The sequence below is a fragment of the Pseudomonas sp. GW822-FHT04H02 genome (genome assembly GCF_058800645.1).
Map to the genome: position 1 here is coordinate 1,452,945 of NZ_JBXAMM010000001.1, position 25,578 is coordinate 1,478,522.

Below are 25,578 nucleotides of genomic sequence, written 5' to 3' on the forward strand. Positions count from 1 at the left end.
CCCTCAAGCCCGGCACAAGGCTGCGAGGCCCGTTCGCCGGCAAGGGGCGGTTCAGGCGGCGGCTTCCTGTTCCTTGGACCGCGCCCGAGCCTCCAGCTCGCGTACCAGGGGCAGCACGCGCTGGCCGAAATACTCCACCTCTTCCTGGAAATGCAGGAACCCGGCCAGTACCAGGTCCACACCCACCGCCTTCAACTCCACGATGCGCTGGGCAATCTGCTGTGGCGTGCCGATCAGGTTGGTCTTGAACCCGTCGTTGTACTGCACCAGGTCCTCGAAACTCGACTTGGCCCAGTTGCCCTCGCCTTCGGGGGACGCCTTGCCGGCCTGCCGGGCGGCGTCACCGAAGGCATTCACCGCCTCCGGGTCGGCCTGATCGATGATTTGCTGCAACACCGCCCGCGCCTCCTCCTCGGTGTCCCGGGCGATCACGAAGGCGTTCACTCCGATCTTCACCGAGTGCTGGTTGGCCGCGGCCTTGGCGCGGATGTCATCGACCTGGGCCTTGATCCCCTCGACACTGTTGCCGTTGGTGAAGTACCAGTCCGAAACCCGGGCCGCCATGTCCCGGGCAGCCCGCGAGCTGCCGCCCTGGAAGATCTCCGGCTGGCCCAGGGGCTTGGGCTTGAGGCTGTAGTGGTCGAAGCGATAGAAATCGCCCCTGAAGGTGAAGGCATCCTGGCTCCAGACCCCGCGCAGGCAGCGAATGAATTCCTCGGACCGGCGATAGCGCTCGTCGTGCTCCAGCCAATGCTCGCCAATGGCCTGGAACTCACCCTTGAACCAACCGCTGACGATGTTCACCGCAATACGGCCATTGGTCAGTTGGTCGATGGTCGCCAGTTGCTTGGCCGCCAGGGCCGGCTGCCAGGGCCCGGGCAGGATCGCCGCAATCACCTTGAGCTTGTCGGTAGCCGCCAGCAGTGCGTGGCTGAAAGCCACCGACTCGTGCTGGTACTCGGCGCCATAGCCGGCGGTGAAGCGGATCTGGGTCAGGGCGTATTCGAAGCCGGCCTGCTCGGCGATCTGCGCCAGCTTGCGGTTGTAGTCGATGCCCCAATGGGTGCGTTGCTCGATCTTGCTGACCACCAGCCCACCGCTGACGTTGGGCACCCAGTAGGCAAATTTCACGGCTTGCTGACTCATGGTTCGGTCCTCGGGACTTGGGAAAGTACCCCGGAGCAGAGCAGCAAGCGTGCCAGGGCCTGGAAGCCCTCGGCGCGTAGGCCGCCAGACGCCGTGTGGAGCCTCAAGCACGCCCTCTCCCGGGCAATGGCTGAGGCTCGCTGCCTGCGGCGGCGCGGGGCCGGCCAACCCTGGAAACGGGCTGTTTTGTTGATGAACTGTTGGCGGAGCAACAGTTGCAGGCGCTCTGCCGGAGCCCTTGCCCCGGCAAACCGGCGTTTGCGGCTTCGGCATGGTGTGTGCAATCGGCCTGGACCCTGCAGCGCTTTTTTCTGCCGAACCCAGGAGCTACACCATGACTGAACACCAGGTAATCAATCCGCTGTCCGTGGGGGTCGACTACGAGACCCTGGCCGCAGGCTTTCGCCCGATCTTCCAGCGCATCGCCAGTGGCGCGGTGGAACGGGAACAGCAACGCAAACTGCCCTACGAGCCCATCCAGTGGCTCAAGGAATCCGGATTCGGCGCGGTACGGGTGCCGCTGGAATATGGCGGTGGCGGCGCTTCCCTGCCCCAGCTGTTCCAGCTGCTGATCGAGCTGGCCGAGGCCGACGCCAACGTGCCCCAGGCCCTGCGCGGGCACTTTGCCTTTGTCGAGGATCGGCTCAATGCCACGCCCGGACCGGGCCGGGACCTGTGGTTCAAGCGCTTTGTCGAAGGCGATATCGTCGGCTGCGCCTGGACCGAAATCGGCGCCGTGGACATCGGCCAGGTCATCACCAAAGTCTCTCCGGATGGCGAAAAATGGCGCCTCAACGGCGAAAAGTTCTACAGCACCGGAAGCATTTTCTCTGACTGGATCGATGTCTATGCCCAGCGCACGGACACCGGCGGCGACGTGATTGCCGCGGTGCGCACCCGCCAGTCGGGCATCGAGCAGAGCGACGATTGGGACGGCTTCGGCCAGCGCACCACCGGCAGCGGCACCTCGCGCTTCCAGGACGCTGAAGTGGACGCCGAGAACATCATCGACTTCGCAACCCGCTTCAAATACCAGACTGCTTTCTACCAGCTGGTGCTGCTGGCGACCCTGGCCGGCATCGGCCGCGCGGCGCTACGTGATGTGGCCCACGAAGTGCGGGTGCGCAAGCGCATCTATAGCCACGGCAACGCGCCCCAGGCCAGCGCCGATGCCCAGGTGCAGCAGGTGGTGGGCGAGATCGCGGCCCTGGTGTATGCCGCCGAAGCCGCCGCCCTGCGTGCTGCAGCCCCTGCGCAACAGGCCTACCTGGCGCGCTTTGCCGGGGATCCGGCCCAGGAGCGCGCGGCCAATGTGGCGGCGGAAATCGAATCGGCCACGGCCCAGGTGGTGGTCACCGAACTGGTCCAGCGCGCCACCAGCGAGCTGTTCAATGCCCTGGGGGCTTCGGACATTCGCCAGGGCAAGGCCCTGGACCGGCACTGGCGCAATGCGCGCACCGTGTCTTCGCACAACCCGGTGATCTACAAGGCGCGGATCGTCGGCGACTGGAAGATCAACGGCAGCGAGCCACCCTTTGTCTGGCAGATTGGCAACGGCCCCCAGCGCTGACCTCAGGCACCGCCCCCCGTAGGAGCTGGCTTGCCAGCGAAGGCGTCATCCAGGCGAGCGCTCGGCCCAGCGGCCTCTTCGCCGCCAAGCCGGCTCCTGCAGCGAAATCTCGGCGCACCGCCCCGTAGGAGCTGGCTTGCCAGCGAAGGCGTCATCCAGGCGGGCGCTCGGTTCAGGGAGAGGCATCCGACCAAGGTCGAGGCGGTCGCGCGGCGGGCTGGGTTGCAGGTAATATGGCGGACTTTCGCGCAGCCCCCTTTGCGCTTCTCGCCGAAATAAGCCGACCCCATGCCCTTCGAACTCAGCGTAGACCTGACCACCCTCGCCATTCTCGCCCTCGTGGCCTTCATCGCCGGTTTCATCGACGCCATTGCCGGCGGCGGCGGCCTGCTCACCACCCCGGCCCTGCTCACCGCCGGCCTGCCGCCGCATCTGGTGCTGGGCACCAACAAACTCAGCTCGACCTTCGGCTCGGCCACCGCCAGCTTCACCTTCTATCGGCGCAAGCTGTTCCACCCCAGGCAATGGACCCACGCCATTGTCGGCACCCTGGTGGGCGCCCTGACCGGGGCCATCGTCGCTCACTACCTGCCGGCGGAATGGCTGAACAAGATGCTGCCGGTGATCGTCTTCGCCTGCGGCCTGTACCTGCTGTTCGGCGGCACGCCCAAGGCGCCACTGGACAGCGACGCACCGATCAAGAAGAAGTGGCAATCGAGCCAGGGCTTCAGCCTGGGCTTCTATGACGGCGTGGCCGGCCCCGGCACCGGGGCGTTCTGGACCGTGAGCAGCCTGCTGCTCTACCCCATCGACCTGGTCAAGGCCAGCGGCGTGGCCCGCAGCATGAACTTCGTCAGCAACATCGCGGCGCTGTCGGTGTTCGTGTTTTCCGGGCAGGTGGACTGGATCATCGGCCTGTGCATGGGCCTGTCGGTGATGGTCGGGGCCTTCTTCGGCGCACGCACCGCCATCAGCGGTGGTGCCAAGTTCATTCGCCCGGTGTTCATCACCGTGGTCCTTGGGCTGACCGTGCGCCTAGCCTGGCAGCACTGGTTCAGCGTGGCCTAGGCGGCGCGCCACATAGAGATCGATCAGGTAGCGGGCAATCGAGCGCGAGGCCGGCAACGGCGGTAGCGCATGGACGCTGAACCACTGGGCGTCCTCGATCTCGTCTTCCTGGGGAATGATCTCGCCGCCGGCGTATTCGGCGTGAAAGCCCAGCATCATCGAATGGGGGAACGGCCAGCATTGGCTGCCCACGTACTGGATGTTCCTGACTTCGATGCTCACCTCTTCGCGCACCTCGCGAATCAGGCAGTCCTCCGCCGACTCGCCCGGCTCGGCAAAGCCTGCCAGGGTGCTGTAGACCCCGGTGACAAAGCGCGGCGAACGAGCCAGGAGGATTTCGTCACCGCGGGTGATCAGCACGATCATGCTCGGTGAAATGCGCGGGTAGCTGCGCAGGTCGCAAGGCTGGCAATACATCGCCCGCTCCCCCGGCACCTGGGCCATGGGCCGCCCGCAACTGCCGCAGTACCGGTGCTCCCGGGCCCAGGTGCCGATCTGCGCGGCATAGCCCAGGACCTTGTACAGGGTGTGATCGCCCTCCAGCATGAAGGCCCGCAGGCCTTTCCAGCCGCAGCCCGGCACTTCGGCGCGGGCGCTCAGTTCCAGCAGGTACACCGGCTCGCCATCGAGATGGCCGATGCCGTGTTCCGCCAGCAGCGGCAGGTCCTGGCCCTTGAGCCAGTGCCGCGGGAACAGCGCGCCGTTGTCGTCGTAGAGAAAGCCGTCCGGGCCGCGGGCCACGGCCCAGCCGCCGGGAAGGTCGGTGTCGAGTACTGCGGTGGTCCAGCGTTCAATCATCGTCAATCAATCCAGAAATTCGGGTTTCTGTTTGCTCATATGGGCGGCGATGGCCACGCGCAAGTCGTTGGACTGCAACATGGCAGCGTTCCAGGTGGCGACATATTCCAGGCCGTCATCAATACGGTGGTCACGCATGTAGCTGAGCATTTCCTTGGTGCCGCTGACCGCGATCGGCGACTTGGCGGCGATCTCCCGGGCAATTCCCATGACCCCGTCCAGCAGGCTTGCGGCATCGCTGTAGGTCCGGTTGACCAGGCCAATGCTGCGTGCTTCCTCGGCACCGAAGGTGCGCCCAGTGTAGGCCAGCTCGCGCAGGATGCCGTCGCCGATGATACGTGGCAAACGTTGCAGTGTGCCGACATCCGCAGCCATGCCGATATCGATTTCCTTGATCGAGAATTGCGCATCGTCCGCGGCGTAACGCATGTCGCAGGCGCTGATCAGGTCGATGGCGCCCCCCAGGCAATAGCCCTGGATCGCCGCCAGCACCGGCTTGCGGCAGTTGTCCACGGCGTTGAACGAGGCTTGCAGCTGGAAGATCTTGCGCCGCAGCAGGCGCGCGTTGCGGCCCACATCCTTGCCCAGTTCGTTGGCCACCCCGGCCAGCATCATCAGGTCGATGCCCGAAGAGAAATGCTTGCCGGCACCGCTGAGCACCACCACGCGCACTGCGTCGGTGTCGTCGATCCAGCGGAAGATCTCGACGATCTCGCTCCAGAACGCGGCGTTCATGGCGTTGATCTTTTCCGGGCGGTTGATCTGCACATGGGCGATGTTGTCAGCAAGTTCGACGCGAAAGGCTTGGTATTCGGACATGGCAGTGATCCTTTACTGGGCAGAAAATGAGGGCCGAACTATAGCAAGTGGCGGCGGCGGGCCGTAAGGCAGCGCATCGGCCAAAAGCGGGACTGGCCACCGCCCCTGCAGGCGCCGGCTTGCCGGCGAAGAGGCCCCTGAGCCGAGCCCCGTCCGGATAACGCCTTCGCTGGCAAGCCAGCGCCTACATGGGGGCGATGTGGGGGTGATGAGCTCAGCCTTGCCGGGTGCAATAGAAGGCGGCGGTCGTGTAAGGCACGGTGACCTGGGCCTTGCCCCGCAGCTGCGGCTCGCTGTCGATCAGGGCGGCGATCTGCCGGTCCACGGCCTCGCGCTCGGCCTGGGGCAAGGCGGCGATGAAGCTGGTGGAGCGCACACGGTTGAAGATCACGTCCTCCGGCGTGCCACTGTGGCCCTGGGTGAAATGCTGTTCCTGCAGGGGCCCGAAACCCGGGTGGGGAAAGGCCTGGCGCCAGGCACCGGTGTAATAGCGCGGGGTATCGACCTGCAAGGCATTGACGATGGCGTCCAGGCGCGCCACCCAGGGCACCCGGGCATCCCGCAGGTTCCACACCAGGGCCAGCTTGCCGCCGGGCTTGAGCACGCGATGGATTTCCTCCAGTGCCGCGCGGTGGGCAAACCAGTGAAAGGCCTGGGCACAGACCAGCACATCCACCGAGGCATCCTTGAGCGGCAGCGCCTCGGCGCTGCCCTCCAGTACCTGGGCCTCGGGCTGGGCCGCCGCCAGCCTGGCGCGCATTTGCTCGACCGGCTCCACCGCGATCACCTGGGCCCCCGTGGCCAGCAAGCGGCCGGTGAACTTGCCGGTGCCGGCGCCCAGGTCCACCACCACCCTGCCCGGCCCGAGGCCCAGCGTCTCCCGCAGCCAGGGCTCAAGGGCTGGCGGATAGTCCGGCCGGCCCCGCACATAGGTATCGGCGGCCTGTTGGTAGCCGTCGGCCGCAGCATGATGAATCGCCTGATCGTTCATGGATGAACCTCCTCATTGCGGGTGAGTACGAACAGGATAAACCGTGCCCGACAACAGACAGCATGAAACTCCTGTCAGTTGCACCCCCGCTGCAGGAGCAGGCTACAGGAGCTGGCGTGCCAGCGAAGGCGTTATCCGCAGGGGCACTCGGCTCAGGGGCCTCTTCGCCGCCAAGCCGGCTCCTCCAACGAATCCGCGCCGCACCGCCTGGTAGGCGGCCTTGAGACAAGCGCCGGGCTCTGCGGCCCTTTCACCGGCAAGCCGGCTCCTACGGATTCAGGCCCTGGGCGGGGGCGGCAGGCTCAGGCGAAAACGCGCGCCGCCCAGGGGCGAGGCTTCCACGGTCAGGGTGCCGTCCTGGGCTTCCAGGGCCCGGCGGCTGATCGCCAGGCCCAGGCCGAAGCCGCCGGTGGCGCGGTCGCGGCTGCGGTCCAGGCGGTAGAACGGCTCGAACACCCGCTCGCGCTCGTCGTCGGGAATGCCGATGCCGTCATCGTCGACCCAGATCTCGCAGCCGTCGTCGCTGACCAGCACCCCCACCTGGATGCGTTTCTCGCAATAACGGGTGGCATTGCGCAGCAGGTTCTGCAAGGCCCGGGCGGTCAGCCGCGGGTCCAGGGTGAAACGTTCCAGGGCACCGTGCAGCAGGACGTCGATGACGATATCCGACTCCAGCTCATCGTCGACACTGCCCAGGATGCTGTCGATGAACTCGTCCAGGGACACCTCGATCTGCTCCGGCAGGCACGCCGGGTTCTGCAGGCGGCTGTAGGACAGCAGCTCCAGTACCAGTTCATCCAGTTCGCGAATGTGCGCCACCAGCCCTTGCAGGCGCTCGCGGCTGGCCGCCGGCAAATCGTCGGAGAGCGCCAGGGCCAGGCCGAAATCCAGCCGGGTCAGGGGCGTGCGCAGTTCGTGGGACACCGCGTTGAGCAGGTCACGCTGCTGGTTCAGGAGTTTTTCGATATCCCCGGCCATGGTGTCGAAGACATTGGCCAGGCTGCCGATGTTGGAACTGGCGGGCAGCTGGGTGCGCTCGCCCAGATGGCCCTTGCCGAAGCGTTCGGCGGTGCGCTTGAGGCGCTCCAGGTCACGCCAGTGCGGGCGCACCCAGAGCAGCAGGCAGGCCAGCAGCACGGCGACGATCAGGACATTGATGCTCCAGTACAGCAGGTTGACGTCCAGCGGGTCCGGCGGCACCACCAGCTTCACCGCCAGTTGCTCATCCAGCGGCGACACCGCCAGGGTGCGCCAGCCCCAATCGCCCAGGCGCACCACTTTCTCGCCGCGTTGCAGGCGCTCGCGCTCGTAATCGCTGAAATCCGGGTCGTCGATGCGCACCAGGGCCACCTGCAGCGGGTGGAACTCCTCGTCCATCTCCTTGACCAGGGTCGGCCACTGCTGCGCCGGCAAGGCGCGGAACTGCTTGACGATCAGGCTCTGCAGGCCCCGGGACTGGTCCAGGTTGTAGTCCAGGAAACGCTCGTGGAAAACCTTGATCACCAGGTCCGGGATCAGGTAGATCGCGGCGCTGAAGGCAATGATGGTGATCAGGTACAGACGGACCAGGATGCGCAGCATGGAATCAGCATTCCCACTCGGAACGGCTGAACAGGTAACCCTTGCCCCACACGGTCTTGATCTTGCGCGCCTCGCCGGCGTGATCATCGAACTTGCGCCGCAGCTTGGAGATCGCCACGTCCACCGAACGATCGGTGCCGTTGAACTCGATGCCCCGCAGGCGCTGCAGGATCTGGTCGCGGCTCAGCACTTCACCGGCATGCCGGGCCAGCACCACCAGCAGGTTGTACTCGCCGCTGGACAGCTCCACCAACTGCTCGCGCCAGGTCACGGTGCGCTCCGACAGGTCGATGCACAGGTTGCCCATGAGGATCTGGTCGCTGGCGCTCTGCGGCTCGCTGAGGCTGCTGCGGCGCAACAAAGTACGGACCCGGGCCAGTAGCACTCGCGGTTCGCAAGGTTTTGTCACATAGTCGTCGGCGCCCATTTCCAGACCCAGCACCTGATCATGGCTATCATCCCGCGCGGTCAGCATCAGGATCGGCAGGGTCGCCGAGTCGGCGCGCAACAGGCGGCAGACTTGCAGGCCATCCAGGCCCGGCAGCATCAGGTCGAGGATCACCAGGTCCGGGGGGCTGGCCTTGGCCCGCTCCCGCACCTGGTCACCACGGCTGATCACGCTGACCTGATAGCCATTGCGTTCCAGGTAGCTGGCGATCAGTTCGGACAGCGCAGTGTCGTCTTCGACAAGAAGAATATTGGGCATGGAGAGCGATCTTTATTGAAGAAATACAGAATACCGGCGTTCTTTATAAGGCACCGGGCAAAACCAGCAAGGCGCCAAGGATATACAACCCTGGCCGCACCGGTGCGCAGGCTTCACACTTTTTCACACAGCACCTACACAGCTTCACAGCGGGCCTTGACCCATGCCCTTAGCATGCCGAGGTCATTATTGGGGTATCAGCATGTCGAATAAACTCTTTGCGCCATTCTGCCTGGTCGTTCTGGCAGCGGCGCTGAGCGCGTGTGGCAAGACCGAAGGCGAGCAGACGCCGCCACCGGCCAAGGTACGGATCGAAACCGTACAGAGCCAGGCCCTGTCCATCACCAGCGAACTGAGCGGGCGCATCGCCGCGCCACGAATCGCCGAAGTCCGCGCCCGGGTGGCCGGGGTGGTGCTGCAACGGACCTTCCGCGAAGGCTCCGACGTCAAGCAGGGCGAGGTCTTGTTCCGCATCGACCCGGCCCCGTTCAAGGCTGACCTGGACAGCGCCCAGGCCAGCCTGCGCAAGGCCGAGGCCACCGCCTTCCAGGCGCAGTTGCAGGAGCAGCGCTATTCCAAGCTGGTCGCCGACCAGGCCATCAGCGGCCAGGAATACGACAATGCCCGGGCTGCGGCACGCCAGGCCAGCGCCGACGTCGCCGCCAACCAGGCCGCGGTGCAGCGGGCCAAGCTCAACCTCGGCTATGCCACCGTCACCGCGCCGATTTCCGGCCGGGTCGGCCGCGCCCTGGTCACCGAAGGCGCCCTGGTGGGCCAGAACGAGACCACGCCGCTGGCGCTGATCCAGCAACTGGACCCGATCCACGCCGACCTGACCCAGTCCACCCGTGAACTCAACGACCTGCGCCGGGCCTTCCGCGCCGGCCAGTTGCAGCAGGTGGGCAAGGACCAGGCCAAGGCGACCCTGATCCAGGACGACGGCAGCCTCTACCCGCTGCCGGGCAAGCTGTTGTTCGCCGATATCAGCGTTGACCCGAGTACCGGGCAGATCATCCTGCGCAGCGAGTTCCCCAACCCGGACCTCGACCTGCTGCCCGGCAGTTTCGTGCGCGTGCGCCTGGAACAGGCGGTCAACCAGCAAGGCATCAGCGTGCCGCAGCGAGCCATCCAGCGCGACAGCGCCGGCATCGCCCAGGTGCTGCTGGTGGATGCGCAAAACAACGTGGCGCAGCACCCGGTGCAACTGGGTGGAGTGCAGAACGATCGCTGGATCGTCACCGAGGGCCTCAAGCCCGGTGACCGGGTGATTGTCGAAGGCCTGCAACACGCCCGCCCCGGCGAGCCGGTGGAAATCGACGCCAGCCCCCTTGCGCACGTCCAGAACCCTGGCCAGTAGGTAGTACACATGCCGCAATTCTTTATTGACCGCCCGGTATTCGCCTGGGTGGTCGCCTTCTTCATCCTATTGGCCGGTGCCCTGGCGATCCCCCAACTGCCGGTGGCGCAATACCCCACCGTGGCCCCGCCGCAGATCGAGATCTACGCCGCCTACCCGGGCGCCTCGGCGCAGACCCTGGACGAATCGGTGGTCAGCCTGATCGAGCAGGAGCTCAATGGTGCCGACCACCTGCTGTACTTCTCGTCCCAGAGCAGCCTCGGCAGCGCCACCATCACCGCCACCTTCCAGCCGGGTACCAACCCGGAACTGGCCCAGGTGGACGTGCAGAACCGTCTCAAGGCAGTGGAACCGCGCCTGCCCCAGGCGGTGACCCAGCAGGGCCTGCAGGTGGAGAAAGTCTCCGCCGGCTTCCTCTTGCTGATCACCCTGACCTCCAGTGACGGCCGCCTGAACGATGTCGCCCTCAGCGACTACCTGGCGCGCAACGTGATGAACGAGATCCGCCGCCTCGATGGCGTCGGCAAGGCCCAGTTGTACGGTGCCGAGCGGGCCATGCGGATCTGGCTCGACCCGCAGAAACTGATCGGTTTCAACCTGACCCCGGCCGACGTCAACGCCGCGGTGGCGGCGCAGAACGCCCAGGTTCCGGCCGGCAGCATCGGCGACCTGCCCAACCCCGCCAGCCAGGAAATCACCGCGACCATCCTGGTCAAGGGCCAGCTGTCCAGCCCTGAAGAGTTTGCCGATATCGTCCTGCGGGCCAACCCCGACGGCTCCACGGTACGCATCGGCGATGTGGCCCGGGTGGAAGTCGGCAGCCAGGAATACCAGTACGGCACCCGCCTGAACGGCAAGCCGTCCACCGCGGTGGGCGTGCAGTTGTCCCCCGGGGCCAACGCGTTGAATACCGCGACCCTGATCCGCGCCAAGATGGACGAGCTGTCGCGCTATTTCCCGGCCGGCGTGGAATACAAGATCCCCTACGACACCTCGCCCTTCGTCAAGGTCTCGATCACCAAGGTGCTCTACACCCTGGCCGAAGCCATGGTGCTGGTGTTCCTGGTGATGTTCCTGTTCCTGCAGAACATCCGCTACACCCTGATCCCCACCCTGGTGGTGCCCGTGGCCCTGATGGGCACCTTCGCCACCATGCTGGCCCTGGGGTTCTCGATCAACGTGCTGACCATGTTCGGCATGGTGCTGGCCATCGGCATCCTGGTGGACGATGCCATCGTGGTGGTGGAGAACGTCGAGCGGATCATGGCCACCGAAGGCCTGTCGCCCAAGGAAGCCACGCGCAAGGCGATGCAGCAGATCACCGGGGCCATCATCGGCATCACCCTGGTGCTGGTAGCGGTGTTCATCCCCATGGCCTTCATGCCCGGCTCGGTGGGGGTGATCTACCAGCAGTTCTCGCTGTCCATGGCCACCTCGATCCTGTTCTCGGCGTTCCTCGCCCTGACCCTGACCCCGGCCCTGTGCGCCACCCTGCTCAAGCCCATCGCGGCGGGCGAACACCATGAACGCACGGGGTTCTTCGGCTGGTTCAACCGGCGCTTCGAACGCCTGAGCGACAGCTATCAGGGCGGCGTGACCTATGCGCTCAAGCGTACCGGCCGCTACCTGCTGATCTACCTGGCGCTGCTGGCGATCATGGCGCTGCTGTTCAGCCGCCTGCCCTCCTCCTTCCTGCCAGTGGAGGACCAGGGCTACACCATCACCGACATCCAGCTGCCACCTGGTGCCAGCCAGAACCGCACGATCAAGGTGGTGGAGCAGATCGAAGCGCACAACGCCAGCGAACCGGGAGTCGGCGACAGCACCATCATTCTCGGCTTCAGCTTCTCGGGTAACGGGCAGAACGCCGCGCTGGCCTTCACCACGCTCAAGGACTGGTCGCAACGGGGCAGCGAGGATTCGGCGATGTCCATCGCCGACCGCGCCAACGCCGCCCTCGGCGCGATCAAGGATGCCGTGGTGTACGCCGTGCTGCCGCCGCCGATCGATGGCCTGGGCACCTCCAGCGGCTTTGAGTTCCGCCTGCAGGACCGTGGCGGCGTCGGCCACGCGGCCCTGATGCAGGCTCGGGACGAGCTGCTCAAGGCCACGGAAAAGAGCCCGATCCTGGCCAACGTCCGGGAAAGTGCCCTGGCCGAAGCGCCGCAGGTGCAACTGGAGGTCGACCGCAAGCAGGCCAACGCCCTGGGCGTGTCCTTTACCGATATCGGCAGCCTGCTATCCACCGCCCTGGGGTCGTCCTACGTCAACGACTTCCCCAACCAGGGGCGGATGCAGCGGGTGGTGATCCAGGCCGAAGGCGACCAGCGCAGCCAGGTCGAAGACTTGCTGCGCCTGAACGTGCGCAACAGCGCCGGCAAGATGGTGCCGCTGTCGGCCTTCGTCCGCGCCAGCTGGAGCCTGGGCCCTGCGCAACTGACCCGCTACAACGGCTACCCGGCCATTGCCGTCTCCGGCGAGCCGGCCCCTGGCCACAGTACCGGTGAAGCCATGCAGGAAATCGAACGGCTGGTGGCGCAGTTGCCCACCGGGCTGGGCCTGGAATGGACCGGCCTGTCACTCCAGGAACGGCTGTCCGGCAGCCAGGCGCCGATGCTGCTGGGCCTGTCGCTGCTGATCGTGTTCCTGTGCCTGGCGGCGCTCTACGAGAGCTGGTCGATTCCCACCTCGGTGCTGCTGGTGGTGCCCCTGGGGGTACTGGGCGCAGTGCTGGCGGTGAGCCTGCGCGGCATGCCCAACGACGTGTTCTTCAAGGTCGGCCTGATCACCATCATCGGCCTGTCAGCGAAGAACGCGATCCTGATCATCGAGTTCGCCAAGAGCCTGTACGACGAAGGCCATGATCTGATCGATGCCACGGTGCAGGCTGCACGCCTGCGCCTGCGCCCCATCGTCATGACCTCGCTGGCGTTCATCCTCGGCGTGGTGCCCCTGGCCATCGCCACCGGCGCCAGCTCCGCCAGCCAGCAGGCGATCGGTACCGGGGTGATCGGCGGCATGATCACCGCGACCCTGGCAGTGATCTTCGTGCCGGTGTTCTTCGTGGTGGTGATGAAACTGGTGAAACGCGGTTCGTCCAAGGACTGACATCGCTGCATGGGGTCCCGGTTCCGGGGCCCCTTCTTCTCTTGCCCCCCTCTTCTCGTCTCAGGCCGCCATGGCCGGGCATACCCGTGCCTGTGGGCAATCCAGGGCGAAAGGCCCGGGAAAGGCCGCAGCGGATTTGCCCGGTGGATTGCCCGCCAGCAGCGCCGGAGCCTTGGCCGCCTGGCTGTGATGGGCGATCTGGTGATTGCATTCGATGGCCCGCGCCAATGCTCCGGCCGAGCCCTGGCCCAGCCCCAGCAGGCTGGTGCCATTGGTGAAGAACGCGAGGAAGGCGGTGATCATCAGACGGCGCCCTTTCATGGCCGTCTCCCCGCTTCGGCATGGAGTACCGGGCCCTGGCCGCTTGCCGCGCCGGAATCAATCAACGCAGCGCTCGGCAGGCCCGCAGCCAGGCTGGCCCAGAGCATCAGAAGCAGATAAAGCCCCAGCGCCAGGTAGGCGCCGTGCTTGGCGGAACTGAGGATCGAACGGGCCATGGTGATCTCCTGAGGCGTTTTCGTGCCCAGAGGATCTATCAATCAAACGCCAGTAAAAAGACGTTTATATCCATAGCCATCATCAATTTTCTTGATGCTTTAAACCGGCGTCTCAGTCCTGCAACAGGCTGGTCAGACGCTCGCGGGAAGTCTCCGGCTCGCCTTCGACAGGCTGGGCAGAGGACAGGATGGGGGTGGAGTAGAGCAACAGCAGAACCACGGTCAGACGCATCACCATGCTATCGATCCTTGCTCGGGAAAGAGTCAATAATTCAGCGTCAAATTTAAACACATGGCTATATGACACTACCAAGCAAAATTTGCCTGGCGGGAAGAATAAGTCGCAAACAGGTGATGCAGGAGCGACATCACTGCTTCAGTGACTTCGCTCCTGCATACCTTGGGTTTGCTGCTTGCGGGGTGATCCGGAGCGCTCATTGCTGGGCTTTGTGATCCAGGGCGGCGTAGAAGTTGGCGCTTTGTTGCAGGTACTTCTGGGTGTAGGTGTTGGTGCTGGATTTCTTCTGGCTGATTTCCACGCTGGCGCTGGCAGGCAGTGCCACGGTGGCGGAAATGGCGGAGGCTGCGATCACGGAGAAGAGATTGAAGTTCATCGGTATAACCCTCGTATTCAGTTGGCTTGCTTGCCCGTGTGGGCCGTGAAGCAAACTTACTCCCGAGGGTTGGCGGGAAAAAATTCTTTGCGGCAGTAGCCATTATCAGCGTCGTTAATAGAAGGAGTCAGGCCCCGGATGCCGGGGCCTGCGGTCTATTGACGCACCAGGAATTTGATATCGCTGGGGGAATCGAACGGCAGTTTCTGCACGGTCTTGCCCAGGAAACCGGTCTTGGCGTCGCGCTCGATCACCACGATCTCGTTGCTTTTCTGGTTGCCGATCAGCACATAGCGGTTGCTCGGGTCGAGGCTGAACTCCCGTGGGTGATCGCCTTCCACCGAACGCCGCTGGATTTCCTTGAGCTGGCCATTGGCCGGGTCGATGGCAAACACCAGCAACTGGTTGGCGGTGCCCCGGTTGCTGACATACAGGTACTGGCCGTCCTTGGAAGCATGCAAGGCCGCGGCGGCCTTTTTCTCCTTGGAGCCGTTGGCCGCCAGGTCGAGCATCTGACGCTGAGTCAGCTTGCCGTCCTGGTAGTCGAACACCGCCAGTTGAGCGCTCATTTCCATGGTCAGGTAGGCATGCTTGCCATCGGCGCTGAACAGCAGGTGCCGCGGGCCGCTGCCCGGCGGCAGCTGGACGAAGGCCGGGTCGGCCGGGCTCAGCGGGTGTTCCGCATTGGCCTTGGGGTCATAGCGATAGACGAAGATCTTGTCCGCACCCAGGTCGTTGGCGAACAGGAACTTGCCGTCCGGGGACGGCACCGACGAATGCACGTGGGCCGATTGCTGGCGCTCGGGGTCGACCCGGCTGGCCGGATGACTGGTGAGCTGCACCACCGGCGACAGATGACCGTCATCGCTGACCGGCACCACCGCCAGGCTGCCGCCCGGATCCACATCCACCGAATAGTTGCTGACGAACAGGTAGTTGCCGTCGGCACTCAGGCTGGAATGGGTGGGCTCGTTACCCTGGCTCTGCACCTGGTTGATCAGGCTCAGTTGATGGGTTTTCGGCGCCAGGCTGTAGCTGCTGACACGACCGATGGGGTCGGCCTGCCCCGGGCTGTTCTCATTCACCGCGAAGACGAACTTGAGGTCCTTGGACAAGGTCAGCCAGGACGGGTTGGAGCTCTTCACCACCTGCAGCGGCTTGGGGTCGATCTGCCCGGTGCGCTCATTGAATTGCAGGCGGTACAGACCCTGGCTCTGGCCCTGGGTATAGGACCCCACCAGCAGCTCATGGGTTTCGGTGGCCGGCGCGGCCTGGACCGCCATGGCACCGACACTGCCGGCCATCAGCAGGGGCCAGAAATTACGCATCTTCATGTTCACCTTCCTCTTCGTCGCGGGCACTGAACGCGCTCATGCACACCAGGCGGTGCTCACCGGAGTCGCCTGCCAGGGTCCAGCTCTGCAAGTCCTGGTCGAAGGTCGCGGCCTGGACCTGGGCCAGGGTAAAGCTCCAGCGCTTGGCCGCGCGGCCGTCCATGCACTCGATCAGCAGGCGCTGCTCGTCGAGGGTGAAATCGAAAGCGTGCAGGCCGTCGATTTCCAGCATGTCGCAGGCTTCAAGGGCGCAGATCAAGGTGTCGGTAGCAGCGGTCATAGCGATCAGTCATCAGATGGAAAGGCGCAATGATAGCTGATTGGCGCTGCCGGGTTGGGCCAGCATTGCGCCGCGCAAGCGACTGCCCCGGATACATCCTCCGACAGGCACTGCCGGGGCCGCCCGCTTCTTCAGCACCACCTGCTTTCCCCTCGGAACACCGGGCATGAAAAAGCCGCACCCGAGGGTGCGGCTGAGTACTCATGCAACGGGATCAGTGGGCGAACAGCGAGTTGCCCTTCTGCCCCGCCAGCTTCTCCGGCTTGATCAGGAATCGCGCCAGGGCCGGCAGCAGCCACAGGGCACCGAACATGTTCCACAGCAGCATGAAGGTCAGCATCAGGCCCATGTCGGCCTGGAACTTGATGGCCGAGAAGATCCAGGTGCACACGCCGATGGCCAGGCACAGGCCGGTGAACAGCACGGCCTTGCCGGTGGAGCGCAGGGTCTGGTAGTAGGCCTCCTGCAGCGGCAGGCCGGCCCGCAGGAAGCTCTCCAGGCGGCTGTAGATATAGATGCCGTAGTCCACGCCGATGCCCACCCCCAGCGCCACCACCGGCAGGGTCGCCACCTTGACCCCGATGCCCATGAAGGCCATCAGCGCGTTGCCCAGCACCGACGTCAGCACCAGTGGCAGAACGATGCACAGGGTCGCCGCCCAGGAGCGGAAGGTGATCATGCACATGCCGGCCACGCAGATGTAGACCAGGATCAGGATGGTCAGCTCGGACTCCTTGATCACCTCGTTGGTCGCGGCCTCGATCCCGGCGTTGCCGGCAGCGAGAATGAACTCCAGGCCGTCCTTGTTGTGCTGCGTGGCGAACTCCTGCACCGCATGTACCGCACGGTCCAGGGTCGCGGCCTTGTGGTCGTTGAGGAACACCAGCACCGGCGCCAGGGAGCAGTTGTTGTTGTACAGGCCGTCGGCCCGGGCAATGGAGTTGTTCAGTACGTCAGGGTTGCGCGACAGGGTTTCCCACTTCAGGTTGCCCTCGTTCATGCCCTTGATCATCTGCTTGGAGACGGTCACCAGGGAAATCGCCGACTGCACGCCCTCGGTGTTCTGCATCTTCCACATCAATTCGTCGATGGGCGCCATGGCCTCATAGCGCGAGCAGCCTTCGGCCGCGGTCTTGACCATCACCACCAGCACGTCGGAGCTGGTGGAGTAATTGCTGATGATGAAGTTGTTGTCCTTGTTGTAGCGCGAATCGGGACGCAACTCCGGGGCGCCCTGGTCGAGGTCGCCGATCTTCAGGTTCTGGCTGTACCAGAGGCCGCCGGCAAAGGCCACCAGGGCCAAGGCGATGGAAATCGGCGCGACTTTGGGGCTGGCGAAATTGGACAGCAGGCGCCAGAACGGATGCTCGCGGGAAGCGTCCTTCTTGCTGCGCTCGATGGCGCGCTTGCTGATGCCGACGTAGGAAATCGCCACCGGCAGCAGGATCAGGTTGGTGAACACGATCACCGCCACGCCGATGGAGGCACCGATGGCCAGCTCGCGGATCACCCCGATATCGATGATCAGCAAGGTGATGAAGCCCACGGCGTCGGCGAGGATCGCGATCATCCCCGGCAGGAACAGCTGGCGGAAGGTGCGCCGCGCCGCGGTCAGGGCGTTGTCGGCATCACTGGACTGCAAGGCGATGCCGTTGATCTTCTGCACCCCGTGGGAAATGCCGATGGCGAAGATCAGGAACGGCACCAGCATTGAATACGGGTCCAGGCCAAAACCGAAGGCGTGCATCAGGCCCAGTTGCCAGACCACCGCCACCAGGGTGGTGATCAATACCGCGATGGTGCTGCGGATGCACCAGGTGAACCAGTACAGCAGCACCAGGGTGATGATGAAGGCCACGCCGAAGAACATCACCACCATGATCAGGCCGTCGATCAGGTCGCCGACCTTCTTGGCGAAGCCGACGATGTGGATCTTCACATTGGGGTTCTGCGCCTCGAACTTGTCGCGGATCTTCTCTTCCAGCTGGTGGGAGAATTTCTGGTAGTCCAGGGCCAGCAGCTTGCCCTGGTCCTGCGGGTCCGGGTAGGACTCCAGCAGCGGGATATCGACGATGCTGGACTTGAAGTCGTTGGCCACCAGGCGCCCGACCTGGCCGGACTTGAGCACGTTGTTGCGCAGCTGTTCGAGGCTGTCGGCCGAACCGTTATAGCTCTGGGGAATCACCTCGCCGCCGGCGAAGCCCTCTTCGGTCACTTCGGTCCAGCGCACGCTGGGGCTCCACAGCGACTTGAGCCCGGAGCGATCGACGCCGGAGATGTAGAACACCTCGTCGTTGATCTGCCGCAGGGTTTCCATGTAGTCCTTGGTGAAGATGTCGCCGTCACGGGCCTCCACCGAGATGCGCACGGTGTTGCCCAGGTTCGCCAGGTCGTTGCGGTGCTCCATCATCCGCTCGATGAACGGGTGCTTGAGCGGGATCATCTTCTCGAAGCTGGTGGACGGCCGGATCAGGGTCGCCTGCCAGAACAGGAAAGCGCTGACCAGCAAGCAGATGAAGATCACTGCCGGGCGGTTATTGAAAATCAGGCGCTCAAGAAAGTTCGCCTTGTCCTGGTGATGACTGCTCATGGAATTCCCCACCTTCTTATTATGTGCCCGGCTTATTGGCCGAGTTCAGCGCCCGTTGCTGCAGAAATCCGTACACCGCCCTGCCCGGCCAGGATCAGGTCGCCGTTGCCGGCAGCGGTGACCGCCGACAGCGAGATGCGGTCCGCACGGTTGAATACGCTGAAGGTCTGGCCGTGGTCGGTGCTGCGGATCACGCTGCCGCCGTTGCCGACGATCACCAGCGAGCCATCGTCCAGCAGGGTCGCCCCCGACAGGCCGAACTCCAGGGCGCCACGGGCGGCGTTCAACTCCACCTGTTCCCAGGTGCTGCCAAAATCCGTGGAGCGGTAGAGATTGCCGCGCAGGCCATAGACCAGCAGAGTGGCCGGCTGGCCGGTGCCGATCACGCCGAACAACGAGCCTTCATAGGGGCCTTCGAGGCGCTCCCAGGTCTGCCCGTCATCGGCGGAGCGGAACATGCTGCCCTGCTCGCCGACAATGAACAGCCCGGAATCCTTGACCTGGGCAATGGCGTTGAGGTGGAACTGGTCCTCGTTGTCGAGGCGGTCGCTGACGTCCTCCCAATGCTGGCCACCATCGCTGGTTTCCAGCAGGGCCCCGTAGGCGCCCACGGCGTAGCCGGTCTGGGTGTCCTTGAACCATACATCGAGCAAGGGTGCCTCGCGCTTGAGGTCCTGGAACTGCCGGGTCCAGGTGGCACCGCCGTCGCTGCTGGCCAGGACCTGGGCATCGTGGCCCACCGCCCAGCCGCGCTTATCATCGACGAAGTACACCGCCGTCAGCAGTTGCCGGGTCGGCACCTTGGCCTGGACCCAGGTCTGGCCCTGGTCGTCGGAATAGAGAATGTGCCCGCGATCGCCCACCGCCACCAGGCGCTTGCCGGCGTGGACCACATCGAGCATCAGGCTTTTCGCCGCCTTGGGCGATTCGATGGAATAGACAGAATCCGCTGCAGTGGCAGCGGCCAGGACTGGCGTCGACAGCGTCACGACGCCCAACAGCGAGAGCGCTGTAGCCAACAGTGCGAACGTGCGCAGCGCCGGCGGGCGGCCAACAACCACACCCATGACAGGCTCACTCATAGACCATTCCCCCATTATTATTGTCAGGTCATTCAACCTCTCAGGGCGCCTTGAGGGGGCTGCGCAGGCCTGGGCGATCATGACGATCGTCCTGGAAACTGCAATCTAGAGCCCCTTCGGCTGCGGGCTATCCTATCGGGCTTTGGAAAGGTATGACAATCGACGCCACGTTATCTTTTGTTAACCATCAGCCCCTGCCGAAACCCTGCATGATCGGCCATTCGCAAGACTGATGGATGTGTCTAGGCCGCGTCTGCGCGACAGTGGGACAAAGCCTGATCCAGGACAGGGGCCGACACTCCCCGGCCGGGGCTATGATGAGCCGGACAGACTTCAGGACAGAGCCATGATTGCCATACGCGAGGCGTGGAAAGCCGGATTGCTGGGACGTGCACACTGGGGCCGCAACCTGGTGTCCGGGGTGATTGTCGCAGTGGTGGCGCTGCCCCTGGCCATGGCCTTCGCCATCGCCTCCGGGGTCAAGCCCGAACAGGGTATCTACACCGCCATCGTCGGCGGCCTGCTGGTGTCGCTGTTCGGCGGCAGCCGGGTGCAGATCGCCGGGCCCACCGGGGCCTTTATCGTGATCCTTGCCGGGGTCACCGCCCAATACGGGGTCGGCGGCCTGCAACTGGCGACCCTGATGGCCGGGTTGATCCTGTTCCTGCTGGGCATCAGCCGCCTGGGCGCCCTGATCAAGTTCATCCCGGACCCGGTGATCCTGGGCTTCACCGCCGGTATCGGGGTAATCATCTGGGTCAGCCAGTGGAAGGATTTCTTAGGCCTGCCCGCGGTCAGCGGCGAGCACTTTCATCAGAAACTCTGGCACCTGCTGCAAGCCCTGCCCCAACTGCACCTGACCACCACCCTGCTGGCCCTGCTGAGCCTGGCGCTGCTGCTATGGGTGCCGCGCATCCCCCAGCTCAAGCGTTTGCCGGCCCCCCTGCTGGCCATGACCCTGGCCACGGCCTTGCAGTCGCTGTTCCAGTTCCAGGGCGTGGCCACCATTGGCAGTGCCTTCGGTGGCATTCCCCAGGGCTTGCCGGCGTTGCAGTTTCCAGAGGTCAGCCTGCCGCAGGTCCTGGACCTGATCGGCCCGGCCTTCGCCATCGCCATGCTCGGGGCCATCGAATCGCTGCTGTCGGCGGTGGTGGCCGATGGCATGGCTGGCACCCGCCATGACTCCAACCAGGAACTGATGGGCCAGGGCATCGCCAACCTGGTCACCCCGCTGTTCGGTGGTTTCGCCGCCACCGGCGCCATTGCCCGTACCGCCACCAATATCCGCAACGGCGGCAGCAGCCCGCTGGCGGGTATCGTCCATGCCCTGGTGCTGCTGCTGATCATCCTGTTCCTGGCGCCGCTGGCAGCGAACATTCCGCTGTGCGCCCTGGCGGCGATCCTGTTCGTGGTGGCCTACAACATGAGCGAGCTGCACCACTTCAAGCGCATGCTGCAACGGGCCCCCCGGGCCGATGTGGCGATCCTGCTGTGCACCTTTGTGCTGACCGTGTTCAGCGACCTGGTGATCGCGGTGAACATCGGCGTGGTCCTGGCCATGCTGCATTTTCTGCGGCGCATGGCCTCCTCGGTGGAAGTGCAACAAGTGGTGGAACAGGATCTGCAGCAGGAACTGCACCGCAGTGGCCAGCAGCACCTGCCACCGGGCGTACTGATCTACACCATCGAAGGGCCGTTGTTCTTTGGCGCCGCGGAGACCTTCGAACGGGCCCTGGCCCAGACCCACAGCGACCCGCAGGTGCTGATCATCCGCCTCAAGCATGTGCCGTTCATGGACATCACCGGGCTGCAGACCCTGGAAGAAGTGATAGGCCAGCTGCACAAGCGCGCGATTGTGGTGAAGCTGTGCGAAGCCAACCTCAAGGTGCACGGCAAGCTGGAGCGGGTCGGCATCCTGCACGCCATCGGCGCGCAGAACTATCACCGCGACTTGAGCGAAGCGCTACAGAGCCAAATCCCCCCTGCCTCCCCACCACCACCGCTCGCGTAGGAGCTGGCTTGCCAGCGAAGGGATGCCGAGGGCGGTACAAGGCTTGAGGGCCTCTTCGTCGGCAAGCCGGCTCCTACGGGGGATATGCGGTGGCTTGGGTCCGTAGGAGCTGGCTTGCCAGCGAAGGCGATGCCGAGGGCGGTACAAGGCTTGAGGGCCTCTTCGCCGGCAAGCCGGCTCCTACGGGGGGATATGCGGTGGCTTGGGTCCGTAGGAGCTGGCTTGCCAGCGAAGGCGATGCCGGGGGCGATACAAGCCTCAGGCGAGGCTTTTGCTCACCACTTCGAACACATCGCTGGACAGCTCGCCGGAGGCGCGGATGCGCTCCAGTTCGCCTTTCATCAGTGCCTGGCGGGCACTGTCGTATTTGCGCCAGCGGGTCAGCGGCGCCAGTTGCCGCGAGGCAATCTGCGGGTTGAAGCCGTTGAGCTGGATCACCAGGTCCGCCAGGAAGCGATAGCCCGAACCATCGGCGGCGTGGAAGTTGATCAGGTTCTGCCCGGCAAACGCCCCCACCAGCGCCCGCACCTTGTTCGGGTTCTTGATGTTGAACGCCGGGTGCTGCATCAGTGCCTTGACCCGCTCCAGGCCACCGGGCAACGGGCTGCCGGCCTGCACGCTGAACCATTGGTCCATGACCAGGGCGTTGTCCTTGAAGTTCTCGGCGAATACTTCTAGGGCCTTGGCCTTCTCGGCCTCGAACGGCGAGTTGACCAGCACTGCCAGGGCGGTCAGGCGCTCGGTCATGTTGTCGGCGCTGTCGAACTGTTCGATGGCCGCAGCCAGTACCTCGGGCTTGTGGGTCAGCATCAGGTACGACAGGGCGATGTTCTGCAGCGCGCGACGGGCAAAATGCTCGGACTCGGCCACGTAGGCGGTGGCCTTGGACACCTGCCGATTGGCCTGATAGCGCTTCCACAGGGCATCGAACAGACTGTCAGCCAGTTGCTGACGGGCAAACTCGCGAGCCGCGTGGATCGCCTCGACATCCGCCACTTCGCTGATCTCGGTGAGGTAGGCCTCGCCCGGCAGGGACAGCATTTCGGCGACCATGGCCTGATCCAGGCTGTCATCGGCGAGCACAGTGCCCAGGGCAGCCACCAGACGTTCGTCCATCACCAGCGCCCGGCCCTGTTGGTGCTGGGCGATCAGTTCCTGCAACACCTGCACCGACAATTGCTGGCCGGCGTCCCAGCGGTTGAAACCGTCGCTGTCGTGCTGCATGAGGAACATCAGCTGGTCACGGTTGTAGGGGAAGCTCAGCTTCACCGGAGCCGAGAAACCCCGCAGCAGCGAGGGCAGCGGATGTTCGGCAATGTCGACGAAGGTAAAGGTCTGCTCGGCCTCGGTCACCGACAACACGCGGGACGAGCCCTGGGCGGCGGCTTCACCCGCCACGCGCAAGGCCATGTCGGCACCGGTGCTATCGAGCAGGCCCAGGGCCACCGGAATCACGAACGGCAGTTTCTCGACCTTGTCCGGGGTTTGCGGGCAGCTCTGGCGGAAGGTCAGGCTGTAGGTTTTCGCCGCTGCGTCGTAGGACTCGCTCACCGCCAGCCGCGGCGTACCGGCCTGGCTGTACCAGCGCTTGAACTGGGTCAGATCGACGCCGTTGGCGTCTTCCATGGCCTTGACGAAGTCGTCGCAGGTCACGGCCTGGCCGTCATGGCGCTCAAAGTACAGGTCGCTGCCCTTACGGAAGCCTTCGGCGCCGAGCAAGGTGTGGATCATGCCGACAACTTCCGAACCCTTTTCGTACACGGTCAGGGTGTAGAAGTTGGAGATCTCGATAAAGCTTTCCGGACGCACGGCGTGGGCCATGGGGCCGGCGTCTTCGGCGAACTGGTGGGTCCGCAGGTACGCCACGTCCTGGATGCGCTTGACCGTGGCCGAGTTCATGTCCGCGGAGAAACCGGCGTCGCGGAACACTGTGAAACCTTCCTTGAGCGACAGCTGGAACCAGTCGCGGCAGGTCACCCGGTTGCCCGACCAGTTATGGAAGTATTCGTGGGCAACGATGGCCTCGACCCGCTGGTGCGCGGCGTCGGTGGCGGTTTCGGCACGGGCCAGCACGGCGCTGGAGTTGAAGATGTTCAGGCCCTTGTTTTCCATGGCGCCCATGTTGAAGTCGTTGACCGCGACGATCATGAAGATGTCCAGGTCGTACTCGCGGCCATAGGTCTCTTCGTCCCAGCGCATGGACTTCTTGAGGCTGTTCATCGCGTGCTGGCACTTGTCGATGTTTTCCGGCTCGACATAGATGCGCAGCGCCACGTCGCGACCGCTCTGGGTGCGGAAGCTGTCTTCCACGCACCACAGGTCACCGGCCACCAGGGCGAACAGGTAGGCCGGTTTCATGAACGGGTCTTCCCAGGTCGCCCAGTGCCGACCGTCTTCTCCCGGGCCGCTGGCGATCGGGTTGCCGTTGGACAGCAGCACCGGGTAGCTGTGCTGCTCGGCGACCACGGTGGTGGTGAACTTGCTCATCACGTCCGGGCGGTCGAGGTAATAGGTGATCTTGCGAAAGCCCTCGGCCTCGCACTGGGTGCAGAACATGCCACTGGACTTGTACAGGCCTTCCAGGGCGGTGTTGCTTTCCGGGTGGATGCGCACGCTGGTGTCCAGGGTGAAACTGGCGCTGGTCGGGTGCAGGGTCAGGTGGCTGTCGTCCAGCTGGTAGTCGCTGGCACTCAGGGCCTGATCGGACAGGCTCACCGACAGCAGTTCCAGTTGCTGGCCGTCCAGCACCAGGGGCGGCAGGCCGGCGCCCCGGGCCGGGTTGCGACGCATCACCAGCTGCGCATGGACCAGGCTGTGGTCCTCGAACAACTCGAAGGTCAGGTGGGTCTCGTCGATCAGGTACTCGGGGGCCTGATAGTCCTTCAGGTAGATCATCTTCGGTTGGTCGGTGCGCATGGCGAATTCCTTCTACTGATGCACGGCGAGCTGGTACGCCGTGTATTTGCGAATGTTGATCACGCCGGTGTCGAAGATCAGGTACTGGCCCTTGATCCCCAGCAACGTACCTTCGGCGATCGGATTCTTGTCCAGGTTGAAGCTGACGATCTTGGTCGGGTACTCCACGACCGGATAGCGGATTTCCAGAGGCTCGATATCGGTCACCGGCTGGATCGCCTGCAGGCCGAAACGCTCCTGCAGGGCCAACAGGCCCTCGGCGCAGGCGGCGAACAGCTGCTCGCGCACTGCCACCAGGTCCACCGCCTGGGCATCACCCTTGAGCAAGGCGCGCCAGTTGGTCTTGTCGGCCACCTGGGAACGGAACAGGTCTTCGACGAAGCCCGATTGCTGGCGGGTCGCCACGCGCATGATCGGCAGCGCCTGGCTGGCCCCCTGGTCGAGCCAGCGGGTCGGCAGTTGGGTGGCGCGGGTGATGCCGACCTTGATCCCCGACGAGTTGGCCAGGTAGACCACGTGGTCGGTCATGCAGAACTGCTCGCCCCATGACGGATCGCGGCAAGTACCGGCGTCGTAGTGGCAGCGTTCCGGGCTCATGATGCAGATATCGCACTGGGCCAGCTTGGTCATGCACGGGTAGCAGTAGCCCTGGCTGAAGCTGGTCTTGGTCTTGCGCCCGCAATGGCTGCAATGGATCGCACCCAGGTATTCCAGGCGCACTGTGGTGCCGATCAAGGGGTTGACCGGTACCTCGCTGTCGCCCAGGCGAAAAGCGTATTCAACGTTCGACCCGTCAAGGCGCGCCGACATTTTACTGATGGAACCGCGGCCAATCTCGATCAATGGATGGCATCCGACTTGAACAGGATGTTCGGCACCGGCGCCGACTTCGAGGCGCATTCCTGCGGGCCCATGTAGCCGGTACGTTGATCCTCGGGCAGATTCTGCATTTCCCAGGCGATCATCGCCTGCAGGGACAGTTCACGCTGTTCGGCGGTGAGCTTGCGGCCATCGGACCATTTGCCGATCTCTACCGCCAGTTTCAGGCTCTGGTAGATCTCGGGGGTGATGTTTTCGATCATTTCAACAAAGGACGACATACAAGACTCC

22 protein-coding genes are annotated in these 25,578 nt (G+C 64.4%); 5 read left to right on the forward strand and 17 right to left on the reverse strand.

Going from position 1 to position 25,578, the window contains the following annotated elements; translation table 11 throughout:
* Nucleotides 1-51: 51 nt before the first annotated feature.
* Nucleotides 52-1,146: a dimethylsulfone monooxygenase SfnG gene (gene sfnG / locus AC1RMG_RS06505; protein ID WP_011061546.1), complete on the reverse strand. Its 1,095-nt coding sequence runs from the start codon at nucleotides 1,144-1,146 to the stop codon at nucleotides 52-54.
* Between the two features lie 334 nt (nucleotides 1,147-1,480).
* Between sfnG and AC1RMG_RS06510 the strand changes: the two genes are divergently transcribed.
* A complete protein-coding gene (locus AC1RMG_RS06510; RefSeq protein ID WP_370059200.1) occupies nucleotides 1,481-2,716 on the forward strand; it encodes an acyl-CoA dehydrogenase family protein in 1,236 nt (411 codons plus the stop codon).
* A gap of 288 nt (nucleotides 2,717-3,004) precedes the next feature.
* Nucleotides 3,005-3,784 carry a TSUP family transporter gene (locus AC1RMG_RS06515; RefSeq protein WP_011061548.1) on the forward strand — a complete coding sequence of 260 codons (780 nt, stop codon included), beginning with the start codon at nucleotides 3,005-3,007 and terminating at the stop codon, nucleotides 3,782-3,784.
* Here AC1RMG_RS06515 and nudC read toward each other — a convergent pair.
* From nudC to AC1RMG_RS06540, 5 genes are all read right to left on the reverse strand, one after another.
* Nucleotides 3,752-4,582: an NAD(+) diphosphatase gene (gene nudC, locus AC1RMG_RS06520; RefSeq protein WP_011061549.1), complete on the reverse strand. Its 831-nt coding sequence runs from the start codon at nucleotides 4,580-4,582 to the stop codon at nucleotides 3,752-3,754. The genes AC1RMG_RS06515 and nudC overlap by 33 nt on opposite strands.
* 6 nt (nucleotides 4,583-4,588) lie before the next feature.
* Nucleotides 4,589-5,401, reverse strand: coding sequence for a crotonase/enoyl-CoA hydratase family protein (locus AC1RMG_RS06525; protein WP_015635797.1), 813 nt, complete (start codon nucleotides 5,399-5,401; stop codon nucleotides 4,589-4,591).
* A gap of 214 nt (nucleotides 5,402-5,615) precedes the next feature.
* Entirely contained in the window at nucleotides 5,616-6,392 is a 777-nt protein-coding gene (locus AC1RMG_RS06530) for a class I SAM-dependent methyltransferase (RefSeq protein WP_370059202.1), read from the reverse strand.
* Nucleotides 6,393-6,668: 276 nt separating this feature from the next.
* Nucleotides 6,669-7,973 carry an ATP-binding protein gene (locus tag AC1RMG_RS06535; RefSeq protein WP_011061551.1) on the reverse strand — a complete coding sequence of 435 codons (1,305 nt, stop codon included), beginning with the start codon at nucleotides 7,971-7,973 and terminating at the stop codon, nucleotides 6,669-6,671.
* Between the two features lie 4 nt (nucleotides 7,974-7,977).
* Nucleotides 7,978-8,679: a response regulator gene (locus AC1RMG_RS06540; RefSeq protein ID WP_011061552.1), complete on the reverse strand. Its 702-nt coding sequence runs from the start codon at nucleotides 8,677-8,679 to the stop codon at nucleotides 7,978-7,980.
* A gap of 202 nt (nucleotides 8,680-8,881) precedes the next feature.
* Between AC1RMG_RS06540 and AC1RMG_RS06545 the strand changes: the two genes are divergently transcribed.
* Nucleotides 8,882-10,036 (forward strand): efflux RND transporter periplasmic adaptor subunit, encoded by a 1,155-nt coding sequence (locus tag AC1RMG_RS06545; protein ID WP_370059203.1) that lies wholly within the window; start codon nucleotides 8,882-8,884, stop codon nucleotides 10,034-10,036.
* A gap of 9 nt (nucleotides 10,037-10,045) precedes the next feature.
* Nucleotides 10,046-13,144 (forward strand): multidrug efflux RND transporter permease subunit, encoded by a 3,099-nt coding sequence (locus AC1RMG_RS06550; RefSeq protein ID WP_493168733.1) that lies wholly within the window; start codon nucleotides 10,046-10,048, stop codon nucleotides 13,142-13,144.
* A 60-nt stretch (nucleotides 13,145-13,204) separates the two neighbouring features.
* On the opposite strand, the gene AC1RMG_RS06555 is transcribed toward AC1RMG_RS06550, so the two are convergent.
* From AC1RMG_RS06555 to AC1RMG_RS06590, 8 genes are all read right to left on the reverse strand, one after another.
* Complete coding sequence (locus tag AC1RMG_RS06555; RefSeq protein WP_041118453.1) at nucleotides 13,205-13,465, reverse strand: hypothetical protein; 261 nt, start codon at nucleotides 13,463-13,465, stop codon at nucleotides 13,205-13,207.
* Nucleotides 13,462-13,641 (reverse strand): hypothetical protein, encoded by a 180-nt coding sequence (locus AC1RMG_RS06560; RefSeq protein WP_041118455.1) that lies wholly within the window; start codon nucleotides 13,639-13,641, stop codon nucleotides 13,462-13,464. The genes AC1RMG_RS06555 and AC1RMG_RS06560 overlap by 4 nt, the downstream gene beginning before the upstream one ends.
* Nucleotides 13,642-13,753: 112 nt before the next feature.
* The gene (locus tag AC1RMG_RS06565; protein WP_015635802.1) at nucleotides 13,754-13,879 is read right to left on the reverse strand and encodes a hypothetical protein; all 126 of its coding nucleotides are present in this window, start codon (nucleotides 13,877-13,879) and stop codon (nucleotides 13,754-13,756) included.
* Between the two features lie 196 nt (nucleotides 13,880-14,075).
* Nucleotides 14,076-14,255, reverse strand: coding sequence for a hypothetical protein (locus AC1RMG_RS06570; protein ID WP_015635803.1), 180 nt, complete (start codon nucleotides 14,253-14,255; stop codon nucleotides 14,076-14,078).
* A 155-nt stretch (nucleotides 14,256-14,410) separates the two neighbouring features.
* A complete protein-coding gene (locus AC1RMG_RS06575; protein WP_019094608.1) occupies nucleotides 14,411-15,589 on the reverse strand; it encodes a lactonase family protein in 1,179 nt (392 codons plus the stop codon).
* Nucleotides 15,576-15,869, reverse strand: a complete 294-nt coding sequence (locus AC1RMG_RS06580) for a DUF5629 family protein (protein WP_011061560.1) — start codon at nucleotides 15,867-15,869, stop codon at nucleotides 15,576-15,578. Before AC1RMG_RS06580 ends, AC1RMG_RS06575 begins: the two co-directional genes overlap by 14 nt.
* A gap of 214 nt (nucleotides 15,870-16,083) precedes the next feature.
* Nucleotides 16,084-18,459, reverse strand: a complete 2,376-nt coding sequence (locus AC1RMG_RS06585; RefSeq protein WP_011061561.1) for an efflux RND transporter permease subunit — start codon at nucleotides 18,457-18,459, stop codon at nucleotides 16,084-16,086.
* 32 nt (nucleotides 18,460-18,491) lie between these two features.
* Nucleotides 18,492-19,541, reverse strand: coding sequence for a WD40/YVTN/BNR-like repeat-containing protein (locus tag AC1RMG_RS06590; RefSeq protein ID WP_493168735.1), 1,050 nt, complete (start codon nucleotides 19,539-19,541; stop codon nucleotides 18,492-18,494).
* Between the two features lie 346 nt (nucleotides 19,542-19,887).
* On the opposite strand from AC1RMG_RS06590, the gene AC1RMG_RS06595 reads away from it, so the two are divergent.
* A complete protein-coding gene (locus AC1RMG_RS06595; RefSeq protein WP_410036709.1) occupies nucleotides 19,888-21,552 on the forward strand; it encodes a SulP family inorganic anion transporter in 1,665 nt (554 codons plus the stop codon).
* 258 nt (nucleotides 21,553-21,810) lie between these two features.
* Here the strand turns inward: AC1RMG_RS06595 and pepN are convergent, their stop codons facing one another.
* The 3 genes from pepN to AC1RMG_RS06610 are packed head-to-tail and all read right to left on the reverse strand — an operon-like array spanning nucleotide 21,811 to nucleotide 25,568.
* On the reverse strand, nucleotides 21,811-24,468 hold the full coding sequence (pepN, locus tag AC1RMG_RS06600; protein ID WP_493168737.1) for an aminopeptidase N: 2,658 nt from the start codon (nucleotides 24,466-24,468) through the stop codon (nucleotides 21,811-21,813).
* A gap of 12 nt (nucleotides 24,469-24,480) precedes the next feature.
* Nucleotides 24,481-25,311, reverse strand: a complete 831-nt coding sequence (locus AC1RMG_RS06605; RefSeq protein WP_019092921.1) for a DUF2797 domain-containing protein — start codon at nucleotides 25,309-25,311, stop codon at nucleotides 24,481-24,483.
* The gene (locus AC1RMG_RS06610; RefSeq protein WP_011061566.1) at nucleotides 25,308-25,568 is read right to left on the reverse strand and encodes a YeaC family protein; all 261 of its coding nucleotides are present in this window, start codon (nucleotides 25,566-25,568) and stop codon (nucleotides 25,308-25,310) included. Before AC1RMG_RS06610 ends, AC1RMG_RS06605 begins: the two co-directional genes overlap by 4 nt.
* Nucleotides 25,569-25,578: the final 10 nt, after the last annotated feature.